Annotated in this window: 12 protein-coding genes; 5 read left to right on the top strand and 7 right to left on the bottom strand. The window is 75.3% G+C overall.

Annotation, left to right across the window (positions count from 1 at the left end):
- Positions 1-121: 121 nt before the first annotated feature.
- The gene (locus tag NRO40_RS00980) at positions 122-889 is read right to left on the bottom strand and encodes an SDR family NAD(P)-dependent oxidoreductase (RefSeq protein WP_058940811.1); all 768 of its coding nucleotides are present in this window, start codon (positions 887-889) and stop codon (positions 122-124) included.
- A gap of 492 nt (positions 890-1,381) precedes the next feature.
- Between NRO40_RS00980 and NRO40_RS00975 the strand changes: the two genes are divergently transcribed.
- The 3 genes from NRO40_RS00975 to srmL all read left to right on the top strand — a co-directional run bounded on the left by NRO40_RS00975 (position 1,382) and on the right by srmL (position 5,242).
- The gene (locus NRO40_RS00975) at positions 1,382-2,554 is read left to right on the top strand and encodes an FUSC family protein (protein ID WP_079046836.1); all 1,173 of its coding nucleotides are present in this window, start codon (positions 1,382-1,384) and stop codon (positions 2,552-2,554) included.
- A 555-nt stretch (positions 2,555-3,109) separates the two neighbouring features.
- Positions 3,110-3,673 carry a DUF3291 domain-containing protein gene (locus NRO40_RS00970; RefSeq protein WP_058940790.1) on the top strand — a complete coding sequence of 188 codons (564 nt, stop codon included), beginning with the start codon at positions 3,110-3,112 and terminating at the stop codon, positions 3,671-3,673.
- A 447-nt stretch (positions 3,674-4,120) separates the two neighbouring features.
- The gene (srmL, locus tag NRO40_RS00965) at positions 4,121-5,242 is read left to right on the top strand and encodes a PheS-related mystery ligase SrmL (protein ID WP_058940791.1); all 1,122 of its coding nucleotides are present in this window, start codon (positions 4,121-4,123) and stop codon (positions 5,240-5,242) included.
- A 160-nt stretch (positions 5,243-5,402) separates the two neighbouring features.
- On the opposite strand, the gene NRO40_RS00960 is transcribed toward srmL, so the two are convergent.
- The 4 genes from NRO40_RS00960 to NRO40_RS00945 all read right to left on the bottom strand — a co-directional run bounded on the left by NRO40_RS00960 (position 5,403) and on the right by NRO40_RS00945 (position 9,072).
- Complete coding sequence (locus NRO40_RS00960) at positions 5,403-6,053, bottom strand: helix-turn-helix domain-containing protein (protein ID WP_157901789.1); 651 nt, start codon at positions 6,051-6,053, stop codon at positions 5,403-5,405.
- A gap of 45 nt (positions 6,054-6,098) precedes the next feature.
- The gene (locus NRO40_RS00955) at positions 6,099-6,425 is read right to left on the bottom strand and encodes a hypothetical protein (protein WP_157901790.1); all 327 of its coding nucleotides are present in this window, start codon (positions 6,423-6,425) and stop codon (positions 6,099-6,101) included.
- Positions 6,426-6,768: 343 nt separating this feature from the next.
- Positions 6,769-7,692 (bottom strand): S41 family peptidase, encoded by a 924-nt coding sequence (locus tag NRO40_RS00950; protein ID WP_058940794.1) that lies wholly within the window; start codon positions 7,690-7,692, stop codon positions 6,769-6,771.
- A gap of 216 nt (positions 7,693-7,908) precedes the next feature.
- The gene (locus tag NRO40_RS00945) at positions 7,909-9,072 is read right to left on the bottom strand and encodes a S8 family peptidase (RefSeq protein ID WP_058939976.1); all 1,164 of its coding nucleotides are present in this window, start codon (positions 9,070-9,072) and stop codon (positions 7,909-7,911) included.
- A 440-nt stretch (positions 9,073-9,512) separates the two neighbouring features.
- Between NRO40_RS00945 and NRO40_RS00940 the strand changes: the two genes are divergently transcribed.
- Positions 9,513-10,895: a helix-turn-helix transcriptional regulator gene (locus NRO40_RS00940; RefSeq protein ID WP_232790906.1), complete on the top strand. Its 1,383-nt coding sequence runs from the start codon at positions 9,513-9,515 to the stop codon at positions 10,893-10,895.
- Positions 10,896-10,904: 9 nt separating this feature from the next.
- Here the strand turns inward: NRO40_RS00940 and NRO40_RS00935 are convergent, their stop codons facing one another.
- The gene (locus NRO40_RS00935; protein ID WP_079046718.1) at positions 10,905-12,299 is read right to left on the bottom strand and encodes an RNA polymerase sigma factor; all 1,395 of its coding nucleotides are present in this window, start codon (positions 12,297-12,299) and stop codon (positions 10,905-10,907) included.
- A gap of 5 nt (positions 12,300-12,304) precedes the next feature.
- Positions 12,305-12,655 carry a YciI family protein gene (locus NRO40_RS00930; RefSeq protein WP_058939977.1) on the bottom strand — a complete coding sequence of 117 codons (351 nt, stop codon included), beginning with the start codon at positions 12,653-12,655 and terminating at the stop codon, positions 12,305-12,307.
- Positions 12,656-12,920: 265 nt separating this feature from the next.
- Between NRO40_RS00930 and NRO40_RS00925 the strand changes: the two genes are divergently transcribed.
- Positions 12,921-13,091, top strand: coding sequence for a hypothetical protein (locus tag NRO40_RS00925; protein ID WP_058939978.1), 171 nt, complete (start codon positions 12,921-12,923; stop codon positions 13,089-13,091).
- Positions 13,092-13,117: the final 26 nt, after the last annotated feature.

Raw genomic sequence — 13,117 nt, 5'->3', positions numbered from 1 at the left:
GTGCCCCCGGCCGCGCCGGGCGCCCACGCCCCGCCGCTCGGGTGCCCCTGTGGCCGCCGCTCCGATGCCGGCTGCGGCCGGGGCGGGTCGGATGTCGCGCCGGGGCGCGCCGGGTGTCGCCCTAACTGCGCAGGTGCGAGGCGCCGTTCAGGTCCAGGATGGTGCCGGACGCCCACTCGGCGGCGGGGGAGGCCAGCCACAGCACCGCTGCGGCGATCTCTTCGGGTGCCGCCACGCGGTTGAAGGGGCTCTGGGCGCGGATCCGGGCACCCTCCGGGCCGTCGAGGCGCGGCGACACCCGCTCCGTGGCGAAGAAGCCGGGGGCGACCGAGGCGACCCCGATCCCGTAGGGCGCCAGGGAGACCGCGAGGGACTGGCCCAGTGCGTGGACGGCCGCCTTGGTCGCCCCGTAGGCCGGGTGGTCGGGTTCGCCGCGGAAGGCGCCGCGGGACCCGACATTGACGATCCGGCCGCCGCGGCCCCGGTCGATCATCCGCCGGGCCGCGAGGTGGCTCAGGTTCGCCGTGGCCAGCAGATTGACGGCCACGTGCTGCTGCCACACCGCCACCCACTCCTCGTACGGGGTGTCCGGCAGTGGATGGCGCACGTTCACGGCGGCGTTGTTCACCAGCACGTCTATCCCGCCGAGCGCCTCGGCCGCCGCGTCCACCACGGCCGCCGCGCCCGCCGGGTCGGCGAGGTCGCCGCCGGTGAGGACGTGGCCCGTGCCGGCGAGGGAGTCGAGGGTCGCGCGGGCGTCCTCGGCGCGCGAACCGAAGTGGACGGCCACCCGGTCACCGTTGGCCGCGAACGCCTGGGCCACTGCGCGGCCCAGCCCCCGTGACGCGCCGCTGACCAGGACTCGCCTGCCCGTCGCTGCCGGCTCCATGGACGTTCCCCTCTCCACTGCGTGAGCGCGGTCCACCGCCGCGCCATCCTCCCACCCCCCCCGGGGCCCCAGCCGAGGCCCCCGCGTGCGAGGAAGGTCCACGGCCCGCCGGCAGGGCGGCCACGTGGACGGCCGTGAGAGCGAACGGCTCGACGCCACCGCCGGAGCCGGGCACGGGGCCCGGGACGGAGCCGCCGCCGCAGCCCGCGGCCGGGACGGGTGAGGCGTAGGGGACGTCGTCGTCCGGTACGCGCGCCACCCGCTCGCAGTGGGGGCAGCGGACGTCCCGTCCGGCACGTTCGGCCGGAGCCGCGACGAGGTGCCCGCACGCGGCGTGGAACCGCACCTGCCCACCCGGACCCACGGACCACTCCTCCTGCCGCGCCGACCGGCGCCACCGGTGCCCGTCGGCCTCCGGGTCCCAGGCCGGAACGATAGGTATGCCACACCGTCGGGGTGCATACGTCGCCCGCACCGGGCACCCGCACTCCCATGCATCCGATACCAGCCACGGCCCGACAGGCAGGGCGCCATCTCAAGACCGTGGGCCGGACCCTCACCCGGGCGTTCGCCGGGCCGGGGCGGGAACGCGACGTGGCCGTGCAGGCGGTGAAGGCGGCGCTGGCCGCCTGGATCGCCTGGGCGGTCGCGGGCCTGTGGCTGGAGGCACCCATGGCGTTCGTCGCGCCCTGGGTGGCGATCGTCCTGGTCGAGTCGACCGTGTACCGGTCCATCGCCCACGGCCTCCAGCAGGTCGCGGCGATCACGACCGGCACGGTCGCGGCCACCGCGGTCGCGCTGTTGCTGGACAGCAAGATGGCGGCGATGGCCCTCGTGCTGCCCACCGTCGTGCTGCTCGGCAACTGGCGGCGCCTCGGCAGCCAGGGCATCTACGCCGCCACCGGCGCCCTGTTCGTCCTGACCGGACCGTCCGTCAGCGTCGCCACCTCCACGGCCCGGATCGTCGAGACCCTCTTCGGAGCGGTGGTCGGCATCACCGTCAACGCCGTCGTCCGGCCCCCGGTGTACCTGCGCGACACGCGCGCCGCGCTCCAGGACGCCACCCGCGAGGCCCACGACATCCTCCACGCGGTCGCCGACGGCCTGGACGCGGACCGGTGGGACCCGGACGAGGCGGACGCCTGCCACGAGCGCGCCCTGCACCTGCACCGCCTCGTCGACCAGGCCCGCGAGGCGATCGGCCGCACCCGGGAGAGCCTGCGCGCCAACCCGCGCCGCCGCGCGTACGGCACCGCGACACTTGACAAGGACTACGACGACGCCGTCCTGGTCCTCGACTACGCGGCCGTCCACACCGCCGAGGTGACCCGCGCCGTCCGCGACGCCGCCTCCGAGAAGCGCGCCGCGGCCCGTCCCGACACCGCCCTCGCCCGGCGCTACGCGAGCTTCCTGCGCCAGACCGCCCACACCCTGCGCCTCTACGGCCACAGCCGCTTCGGTGAGCGGTGCGAGCAGGAGCTGGGCGAGGCGGTCGAGGAACTGCGCCGCTCACTCGACGAGCTCCGCCACGACGCGGCCCGGTCGAGGCCGGACGACCCTGACGCGGTGGCGACCTACGGCACCCTGCTCGTACAGGCGCACCGCCTGGCGGACCGCCTCGTCGTCTCCGAGCCCGAGGCGCCGGAACACTCCCCGCGTGGCTGACTGAGTGGTCGCCTCCGTACACCCTTCGGGGGTCGTCCACGCTGCCGGGATGGCGGCACCGTGGCGTTGTGGCGGTCCTCGCAGGTGCTGAACCGGTCCCTGACCTCGGTGAGGTCGTGAGGTCGTGAGGTCGGTGACGGCGTCGGGCGGGAGGGCCTTGCGCCGGACGGCGGAGAAGTGGACCTCGACGTGGTCGAGCCAGGAGGCGTGCACGGGCGTGTGGACCATGACCGCGTTCGGGAACGCCGCGGTGAGCCGGCCGCCCGAAGTGGATCACTGGTACCCGCAGCCCGCCCCGCCCGTCACCGCCCCGCCCCAGCCCCGCAATGTCCGGTGGAGGAGGCCACTCGGACGGGGAAAACGCAACTTCGACATGGCCCGCGGAGGCGGCTACTTTCACCTGGTCCTCGGCGATCGCCCACGATCGCTCGCACAGGAGTTCCTCCGGCTGAGCCACCCGCGACGGGACGAGTCGGTCACGCCCCACGAATCCTCGCCCCTGTGCGTAGGCCACCGAAACGGGTCCACCAGGCACCCCCGACCAGGGAGAGACGCATGCCCCATCTCGCGCTGTACACCTTCGGCGTCCTGAAGTCACCTCTCGCCGATCCCGCACCTCTCACACGCGAGCTCCACGACAGCGGCGAGGCCATCTATCGGACGATCAGCCGACACCCCGGATACCTCGCTCATGCCGAAGCGGCGGCCGGCGACCGGAGCACACACTTCGACTTGGACTGGGGTGCATGGGGAGAGTTCGCCGTACCGACCTGGTACGGCAAGGGCCGAACGGTGGAAACCACCGCCCTGGCCACGACCCTCTCACTCTGGACCGACCTGCGCCCCGCCTTCGACGCCGTCTACACCGGTCTGCACCGACAGGCGCTGAACCGGCGTCACGACTGGTTCGAGAGGACAGGACACCCCAATCACGTGTTCTGGTGGGTCCCCGACGGCGTGATACCCACCTGGCAGGACGGGGTTTCCAGGCTGGAACACCTCCACGACCACGGCTCCGCGCCGCACGCCTTCACCTTCCACCACTCGTTCGCCCCGGAGGGAACCCCGACCAGGATCAAAGGCCTGGGCATCGGGCCGAAGAGCGACCAGGCTCGCTGACAAGGAAGCCTGAACGAGGACGACGCGAGCCCGCCCGGGTCAGCCTCGCCGGCGATCTCCACCCGTACCTGTTCGCCCTCCGGGGCGCAGCTCCGCTCCCCGTCCGGGCCCGACGCTCGGCCGCGACCTCGCGGAGGAGGCGCTCGGCGCGGTCGTCCTGGCCGACGCGCGGCGGCTCACGGAGTGCTTCGTCCGGCGCCCCCGGGACGACGCCCACGGGTGAGATAACCCGTGGCGGTCGGGACGGGCCCGCGCTTACGCTGCGTCCGTGGCCGTCGTGGCGAACTCGCGTCGATTTACCGGCCCCCCGGCCCCCCGAGGGCGCCGCAGGGGTCGGAGTTCGCCGCGTCCGCGCACGCGCCGGGTGAACTGACCCGTCGAGCGGTGGACCCAGGGGCCGGGGGGTGATCCCGAACCACCACCCGCCACCGCTCCCCAGGAGTCACCGTGCACGCCCACCTCTCCGCCGCCCGACTCGCCGACGCCCTCGCGGTCCGCGACCTCACCGACCCCGCCGCCGGCCCCCACGCCCTCCAATCACTCCTCGAACGTGCCGTCGGCGCGCTCGCCGACCACTGGGGGTGTGAGGTCCGCTGGTGGCGCGGCGAGCGGATCGTCGCCGTCGCCGACAACTACGACCACCTCGGCTACGGCGCCGACGACATCAGCCGCGACGCCCGCTACACCCGGTACGTCGACGACCGGCGGATGCTGCGCAGCCACTCCAGCGCGCTGGTCCCGGGAGCGCTGCGGGCGCTGGCCGCCGACCCGTCCGACGACGTGCTGCTGGTCTGCCCCGGTCTGGTGTACCGCCGCGACTCCATCGACCGGCTGCACACCGGCACCCCGCACCAGCTCGACCTGTGGCGCGTCACCCGCCGCCCCGCCCGCCTGACCCCGGACGACCTGGACGAGATGGTCACCGTGCTGCTGGGCGCGCTGCTCCCCGGGTCGCCCCACCGCTGCGAGGAGCGCGTCCACCCCTACACCCTGGCCGGCCGGCAGGTCGACGTGGCCTCCGGCGACACGTGGGTGGAGGTCGCCGAGTGCGGGCTCGCCCACCCGGAGGTGCCGGCGCGCGCCGGCCTCGACGGCGAGTGGAGCGGGCTGGCCCTCGGCATGGGCCTGGACCGCGTGCTGATGCTGCTCAAGGGCATCCCCGACATCCGCCTGCTGCGGTCGACGGAGCCGTCCGTCGCCGCGCAGATGACGGACCTCACGCCGTACCGGCCGGTCTCGGCGATGCCCGCCGTCCGCCGCGACATCTCCGTCGCCGTGGACCGCGACGACCTCGTCGAGGACCTGGGCGACCGGGTCCGCGACGCGTTGGGCGCGGACGCCGACTGCGTCGAGTCGGTGGAGATCCTGGCGGAGACGCCGTGCGGGGAGCTCCCACCCCAGGCCCTGGCGCGCCTCGGCGCCCGGCCCGACCAGAAGAACGTCCTGCTGAAGGTGGTACTGCGGCCCTTGGGCCGGACCCTCGCCGACCGTGAGGCGAACCGGCTCCGCGACCGGGTGTACGCCGCGGTCCACCAGGGCGGCGCCCATCAGTGGGCGGCGAACGACTGACAGCGGGCCGTCCACCGTCCCGGGCGGTACGGGCCGGGACGGCGTGCGGTCCCGGCCCGGACGCGCCCGGGCGTACGGGCCCCGAGCGCCCGCCCACCGGGGGTCGGCCCCGGGCCGCTCGCGGGGGCCGTCTGTGCGACGGCATCCGTCGAGCGGTCGGTCACGGAGACCGGAGCGAGCCGAGCGCCCGCTCGTACTCCAGCCGGGACCGGCCGGCCCAGGCCGCCTCGGCCGCCCGTACCCCGCTCAGCCGCCGCTTGGCGAGGGTGCGGCTGCGGTGGGCGCGACGGTGCGCCCGCAGCCACCGCGGGAACGTCTCCTCCGGCACCCCGCACGCGGTGAGGAAGGCCAGCATCCGTCGTTCCGACAGGGGCGCGCCCGCGAGGACGCGCCCGATGGTGGAGCGGGACAGGGGCGGCAGGTCCCGGGCGCGCCTGGCCCTGCGCTCCAGCTCCCGGTACGACGGTGCCCCCGCCTCGTCGTACGCGTCGGCGAGCACGGCGCCGAGGCCCGCGAAGCCGCACACCGAGCGCAGCTCCGCCGACAGGTCCGGCGCGGCGGGGGCGCGCCGGCGGCGGTCGGCCCGGCGGGCCCGCTTCCACAGGATTTCCACCTCGTCCGGGTCGACCCCGCAGGCGGCGGCGTGGGAGCGGGCGATGGGGAGTTGCGGGAGCGTGTCCCCCGCCTCGGCGCGGCGGACGGTGGCGAGGGAGCAGGCCATCGCCTTCGCGACCTCCTCCCGGGACAGGCCCCGGTACCGCCGGGCCAGGCGCAGCCGCTCGGCGAACTCGCCGATGGGTCCCGGGGGCACGGGTTTCACGGGACGGCCCCGGTGGCCGACCACGCCCGTCACCGCCTAGGCCAGGGGGAACGGCTCGGTGACGTACGCCAGCCGCAGCCGCAGCCGCAGCCGCAGCCGCAGCCGGATCGCGGTGCGGCGGACCGGCGGCGCGGCGACGAGACGCGCGACGGTGACCGCCGACAGGCAGGTGCCGCACCACCACGGCAGCGGGGGCATCGGCCATGCGCCGGAGACGGCCGGGACGACGAGGACGGCCGCGACGACGATCACGAGGACGGCGACGGCGACGGCGACGGCGACGGCGACGGCCGGACGGTGGCATGACGCCCCATCACACGGGGCGGGCGACGTCGTCGTCGGGCGGGAGCGGTGCGAGGGCATGGGCTCTCCAGGGCTGGTGCGCGGGATCGACGGGACGCGGCGGCCACCCTGCCGCTGAGGGCCCGGGTACGCCGGGCCGTGTGCGGCGGTCGGTCCGGTGGCGGTCGCGGTGCGCAGCATCGTGCCACCGGCCCGCCACACGGAGGCGGCGTTCGGTCACGACCGTCCCGCGTGACGCGCCGCACGAGGGGCCCCGCCCTCCCCACCCGCCGGCGTCCCGCAGCCGCCCGCCGTGCCGAACCGGCGCGCCCGCACCCCCCTGGACTGCGGTGTCGGCAGCGGAAGTCCGGTCAGCCGCTGCCGGACGGCGCCGGCGCCCCGCCGCGCCGGCGCCGTGCTTCGGTCAGCTCCGTCCCGAGAGGCCCGGTTGCCGTCGAGCACCGAGGTGTGCCAGGGCCGCCTCGACGGCCCTGTCGAGGGCCTGGGCCGCCGGGACGGACACGTCCGGGACCACGCCGACGCCTTCCCAATTGGTGCCGGTGACGGCGCTGACGGTCCGGGCGGTCGGCACGGTCACGAGGATGTGTTCCGTCACCGCGTGGCGGGCCGTCGGGTGCGCGCCGCCGGGTGTCCTCTCACCGACGAGGACGGCGCGGCCGTGCGCTTGGAGGGTGTACGCCACGTCCTCGCCCCCGGAGAAGGTGACGGGGCCGGTGAGCACGTAGACCGGGCGGTCCGGGTAGCGCGGTGCGGGGAGGTGTGCGGCCGTCCAGAACTGGCGCGTGGCGCCGGTGGAGCGCTCGTATATGTCGTTGAGGTGGACCTGGTCGTCGCGGAAGAAGTAGCTGCACCACATCGCGGCCCCTTCCGGGGCCCCTCCGCGGCACTCGCGCAGGTCGAGCACGAGCGCCGCGCTGTGGGCGACCAGGTGCATGGCCGCGCCTATCGCGTGGGCGCCCGTGTCGGCATACGGGATGCGCCGGACGTCGATGAGACCGATGTTCCCGTCCAACTGCTCGACGCGGCGGATCCCTTGGTTCTCCGCCCTGAGCACATCCAGGAACGCGGCCCGTCCCTCGTCCTCGTCCGCCGGGTCCGGCGACTGCGGCCGGTCCGTCCAGAGCAGCCGCAGGTGCTTGTCCGGGCACACCTCCTGGAGGTGCGCGGTCACCGTTTCACACAGGGCGCGACCGTCCAGGTGGTCGTAGTCGCCTGCCGCGAGGCGACGCCGGATCGCGGTGTCCACGGCCGTGGCTTTCTCGGGGAAGACGTACCCGGCCGTGATGCGCCCCAGGGCCGTTTCGATGATCTGTCCGTTCGATGGCATGGCGGGTCACGGTAGACCTCGGGCGCCTTCGCCACCACTGGTTTCCCGTCCCGGACGCCCCGGGCGGGCGCCGGCCCGGGGCGACGCCCGACCGGGCCCGGTCGGCGGTACGCGCCGACCGGGCCCGGTGCCCGGTGCCCTCGCCCTCACCCTGCCGGAGGTCCCGTGGTCGGATCCGTGCTCGGACCCGCCGTCGGCCGCGCCGGCGGGCGGGGGTCAGAGCGTGGACTTGAACAGCAGCCGGTTCGGGGTGCTGCCGACGTTGCCGCCGATGACGTTGGTGGTGCTGTTGGCGGTGAGCCAGTTGTTGACGGTGGAGCTGGAGGCGTCACCGTACGTCGACTTGTACAGGGCCGCCACGCCGCTGACGTGCGGCGAGGCCATCGACGTGCCGCTCATCGCCGTGGAGCCGCCGCCCGCCCGGGCCGAGGAAATGCTGACGCCCGGCGCGTACAGGTCGGTGCAGCTGCCGTAGTTGCTGAAGCTCGCCTTGCGGTCGGAGGAGTCCGACGCGGCGACCGTGATCGCACCCGAGGCGCTGGCGGGGGAGACGTTGCACGCGTCCTGGTTCTCGTTGCCCGCGGCGACGGCCAGGTGGACACCGGAGTTGGCCAGGGCCGTCGCGGCGTTGTTGAGGGCCGCGGAGTAACCGCCGCCCAGCGAGGCGTTCGCCACCGCCGGCTTGACCGCGTTCTGCCGGACCCAGTCGAAGCCGGCGATGATGCCGGAGAACGAGCCGGAGCCCTGGCAGTCGAGCACGCGCACACCGCGCAGCTGGACGCCCTTGGCCACGCCGTACGTCGTACCGCCGACGGTGCCCGCGACGTGCGTGCCGTGGCCGTTGCAGTCCTGGCCGTTGCCGCCGAAGGCGTCGAAGACGTTGCGGGCACGGCCGCCGAAGTCGCTGTGCGCCGTGTCGATGCCCGTGTCGATGACGTACGCCGTCACGCCGGAGCCGTTGCGCGTGTAGGTGTACGTGCCGTTGCGGCCGCTGCGCTGGTCTATGCGGTCCAGTCCCCAGGGGGCGTTGGTCTGGGTCGCCGAGGCGCTGATCTTCTGGTCCTCCTCGATGGAGAGGACGCGCGAGTCCCGCCGCAGCTCGTCGAGCTGCGTGGCGTTCAGGTCCGCGGCGAAGCCGTTGAGGACCTTCCGGTACACGTGCCGGGTCCGGACGGACTCGCCCTTGGCGAGACCGGCCGGGTCCGCGCCGGCCTTGAGCGTCACGATGTAGCGGCCCTTGATCTCCTGGGCGGCCGGAGCCTGGGCGACCGTGAGGAGGGGAGCGGGCGTCGGCTCCACGGCCGTGGCGGCGGAGGCGGCGGCCGGGATCATGGCCACGGGGAAGGCGAGGGCGAGGGCGGCGATGTGAATTCTGCGCATGGGGAAGCGAACACCTCATCGTGAGGCCGGCTGAGGGGTGCAGCCGGTGTGGGGGCGCACGGCGCCGAGCGGGCGGGCACCGGGGTGACCGTCCCGTCGGGGACGGCGGCGTGCGGGGGATGGGCCAGCGCGGCACGGCGGCGGACGTCGTGCGGCTGGGGTGCGGCGTGCGTCAGCGGGTGCGTCGTCGGTGCGGGACGAGGGCCCGCACCGGCCGGGCACTGCTCCTCGTCGCGGCGCCGGCGCGCACCGGGAGGACGGACCGTGAGGCGGGGTCGCCGCCCGGCCGGTCCGCGCGTTTCTCGGCGCGGCCCCGAACATAGCGACGCGGACGGCGGGTTGACCACGGCCGAATCAGGCGTGACCGGGGGCGGACACGCGGGTGTCGGCGGGGGACCGGCCATGGCCAAGGCGCCGACCGCCGCTCTAGGGTCCTGTCCATGTCACGCAAGACCGCGCGTCTCCGCCCCGGGGAACCACCCTTCGCACCGCCCGCCGCGGCTCCCGACACACCCATCGGCGCGCCGGGGGAGTCCCGGGCGGAACCGAGCGCCGGACACGGCGATGTACTGGCGGCGGCCCGAGCCGCCTACGAGGTCCTCCTGCACCGGCACGACCGGAGCCACGAGCCCGACCGGCACGCCCCGGACGACCGTGGCCGCCGCCCGGACGACCGTGACCACGGTGACCGGAGGGAGGACCGGCACGCCCCGGACGATCCGGCCCCCGGACACCAGCGGCACCACCAGGACGACCTGACCCGTCGGCACACCCCGGACGACCGGGAGGACAGCACGGCAGCGGGCCCCCCTCGCGTCGGCGAGACGGCCGCCCGCACGGAAGCCGCCGCCCGCACGGAAGCCGCCGCCCCCGCGGGAGCCTCCGCCCCGCCCCCCGCGGCCGGTGCGGCCGGCACCGTCCCCGGCGACGTGGCGCTGCTGCCGCCCGAGGTGCGGCGCTGGCTCACCGAGCGGCGCCTGCTCGACGAGCGGCGCCGGCAGGTCCAGTCGCCGCAGCGCGCGCTGCACGAGCTCCTCGCCGAGCACCGGTCACGGATCGACCGGTACCGGGAGGACCTCCACCGCGGCCTGGAAGCCTTCGACGACGTCCTGCGCCTCCTCCCCGTCATGGCGCCGGCGACGCGGCGGGAGACGGTCGAGGCGGAGTTCTTCGACGACCGGGCCCGGCTGCGCGGGCGGATCGAGGACCTCGACGCGCTCTGCCAGGAGCAGGTCCTCGGCATGCGCACCAGTTTCCCGGAACGGGACGTCCTGGAAGACGGCCTGGAATCCGACCTGCGGATGCTGGCACGCGGCGTGGAACTCCGGCTGCTCGTCTCCGCCCGCGCCCTGCGGCGCACCGGTGTCGCCCACTACCTCTCGGCGCTGATGGACCACGGCGCCCAGGTGCGGGTCGCCTCGACCGTGCCGCTCCACCTGAACGTCGTCGACCGCACCGTCACGGTCATGGCCGTCGGAACGGTGGAGGGCCGGGACGGCTCCTCGGGTGACGTCATCCTCCACAGCCCCCGTCTCGCCGACTGCTTCGCCCGGGTCTTCGACCACCACTGGGGCGTGGGCCGCCCCGCCACGGCGGACGTGAAACCGGCCGGCACCGGTGCCGCGCCGGAGGACTACTCGCCCAGGGAGCGCGAGGTGCTGGCCCTGCTCGCCGCCGGGGCGAAGGACGAGGCGATCGCCCGCCGACTGGGCTGCTCCGAACGCACCCTGCGCCGCCTGCTGACCGCGCTGGTGGGCAAGCTCGGCGCGGACAGCCGCTTCGCGGCGGGCGTACAGGCGGTACGCCTCGGCCTGCTCGACTGACGCCCCGCCTCAGGGACCCCCCGGACCGTCCGCGCCGACCGGGCGCACGTCCGTCCCGCCGCTCCGGTGCGCCCGCGCCCCGTCCGGGCGTGGTGGTGCCTCCAGGGCGTCGAGGACGCGCCGCAGGCGGGTGCGCTCCGCCGCCGTCCCGGCGAGTTCGAGCGCCCGCCGGTAGCTTCGCGCGGCCTCCTCCCGCCGGCCGAGGCGTTCCAGCAGGTCCGCCCGCGCGGCGTGGAACGGGTGGTAGGCGCGCAGTCGCCGCCCGTCGGCCCGGTCGCCCGAACCGCCGTCCGGCGGGCCGGGCCGCCCGTCCACCAGCGCGTCGAGCAGCGCCAGCCCCGCCGCCGGGCCGTCGCGCATCGCCACCGCCACCGCCCGGTTGAGGGCGACGACCGGTGACGGGTCCAGGCCCAGCAGCACGTCGTAGAGCGCGGCGATCTGCGGCCAGTCGGTGGTCGCCAGGTCCGGCGCCTCGTCGTGCAGGGCGGCGACGGCCGCCTGCACCCCGTACGGGCCCGGCGGGCCACCGGTCAGCGCGGCCGGCACCAGGGCGAGGCCCTCGTCGATCATCGCGCGGTCCCAGCGCCCGCGGTCCTGTTCCGCCAGCATCACCATCTCCCCGCCCGGGCCCGTGCGGGCCTCCCGCCGCGCGTGGACCAGCAGCATCAGGGCCAGCAGTCCGGTGACCTCCCGCTGCGCCGGCAGCAGCCGCCGCAGGATCCGCGTCAGCCGGATGGCCTCCCCGGCGAGCTCCGGCCGCTGGAGGTCAGGCCCCGAGCTGGCCGCGTACCCCTCCGTGAAGAGGGAGTACAGCACCTGGAGCACCCCGGGCAGCCGCTCGGGCAGCTCGTCCGGGCCGGGCACGCGGAACGGCACGCGGGCCTGGCTGATCTTCTTCTTGGCGCGCACGATCCGCTGCGCCACGGTCGCCGTCGGCACGAGGTAGGCCCGGGCGACCTCCGGCGTCGTCAGCCCGGCGAGGCAGCGCAGCACCAGCGCCCCGCGCACCTCGTCCGGCAAGGCGGGGTGCGCGCACGTGAAGAACAGCCGCAGACGGTCGTCGGGCAGGTCGGCGCCGGTCCCGGTGCCGGCGTCGGCGGGCGGGGCGGGCTCCGCCCGCTCCGCCTCCGCCCGCAGGACACCGAGCCGTGCGGCGTACGCCCGGTCCCGCCGCAGCCGGTCCACGGCCCTGCGCCGGGCCGTGGTCAGCAACCAGGCGCCCGGCCGCTCGGGGACGCCGCGCTCCGGCCAGTGCACCAGCGCCGCCTCGATCGCCTCGGAGGCGGCCTCCTCGGCGAGGTCCAGATCCCCGAAGCGGCGGACGAGCGAGGCGAGGAGCCGGCCGTGCTCCTCCCGGAACACCGCCTCCACGGCCCGGTCCGCCCCGAGTGCCCGGTCTCCCACGGCGCTCAGGCCCCGAAGTCGGCGACGGGCCGCACGACGACCGCGCCACCGCCGCGCGCACCAGGGCAGCGCGCCGCCCAGTCGAGCGCGGCGTCCAGGTCGGGGACGTCGATCACGTAGAAACCGCCCAGTACCTCGCGGGTCTCGGCGAACGGACCGTCGACGACCGACCGCCGTCCGTCCTCGCCGACCCGGACCGTGGTGGCGGTGACCAGGTCCGCCAGCGACTCACCCGAGACGAGGACGCCCGCGTCCCGCACCTCCTCGTCGTACGCCATCCACTCCCGGACGTCGCAGCCGGCGGCGGCGCCGCTCCCGTCGACGGCACCCGCGTTGATCAGCAGCATGTACTTCACGGTCAGAACTCCTGTCACCTTCGTGGCTCGCGTGCGGCGGGGGCCGCACACCATGACGACGAACGCCCCACGGCCGGATCGACAAGGCGGGGAAAAAAAATCTCCACGCGGTCCGCGGCCCGGCTCACCCCCACCCACGGGCCCCGCCCGCCCCCGGTCCGCTGTCCCCACCTGCGCTCTCGGAGCCACGCCGCTGACGGCACGGGCAAGCAGAACGTGTGCATGGGGCGAGGCGGGGCACACGTGGGAGCGGAGGTTGATAACTATGGTTCCCCTGCTTCTTGTCCTTCTGCTCGCGCTCGTCCTGTTCGGTGCGGGCTTCGCGCTCGAGGCGCTGTGGTGGGTCGCGGTCATCGTGCTCGTGGTGTGGCTCCTGGGCTTCGTCATGCGCTCGGCCGGTGCCGGCGGCAAGCGTGGACGCTGGTACCGCTGGTAGACGGCGTCCCCGTATCCGACGCCGCG

Source organism: Streptomyces changanensis (genome assembly GCF_024600715.1).
GTDB lineage: Bacteria > Actinomycetota > Actinomycetes > Streptomycetales > Streptomycetaceae > Streptomyces > Streptomyces changanensis.
Note: the sequence above shows the minus strand (reverse complement) of the source record. Positions and strands in the feature narration are given on the sequence as shown.

Bases quoted from the DNA above. Each gene is read 5' to 3' on its own strand.
- NRO40_RS00940 (WP_232790906.1), top strand. From the start codon at position 9,513: ATGTCACGCAAGACCGCGCGTCTCCGCCCCGGGGAACCACCCTTCGCA.
- NRO40_RS00945 (WP_058939976.1), bottom strand. From the start codon at position 9,072: ATGCGCAGAATTCACATCGCCGCCCTCGCCCTCGCCTTCCCCGTGGCC.
- NRO40_RS00925 (WP_058939978.1), top strand. From the start codon at position 12,921: ATGGTTCCCCTGCTTCTTGTCCTTCTGCTCGCGCTCGTCCTGTTCGGT.
- NRO40_RS00975 (WP_079046836.1), top strand. From the start codon at position 1,382: ATGCATCCGATACCAGCCACGGCCCGACAGGCAGGGCGCCATCTCAAG.
- NRO40_RS00950 (WP_058940794.1), bottom strand. From the start codon at position 7,692: ATGCCATCGAACGGACAGATCATCGAAACGGCCCTGGGGCGCATCACG.
- NRO40_RS00955 (WP_157901790.1), bottom strand. From the start codon at position 6,425: ATGCCCTCGCACCGCTCCCGCCCGACGACGACGTCGCCCGCCCCGTGT.
- NRO40_RS00980 (WP_058940811.1), bottom strand. From the start codon at position 889: ATGGAGCCGGCAGCGACGGGCAGGCGAGTCCTGGTCAGCGGCGCGTCA.
- NRO40_RS00970 (WP_058940790.1), top strand. From the start codon at position 3,110: ATGCCCCATCTCGCGCTGTACACCTTCGGCGTCCTGAAGTCACCTCTC.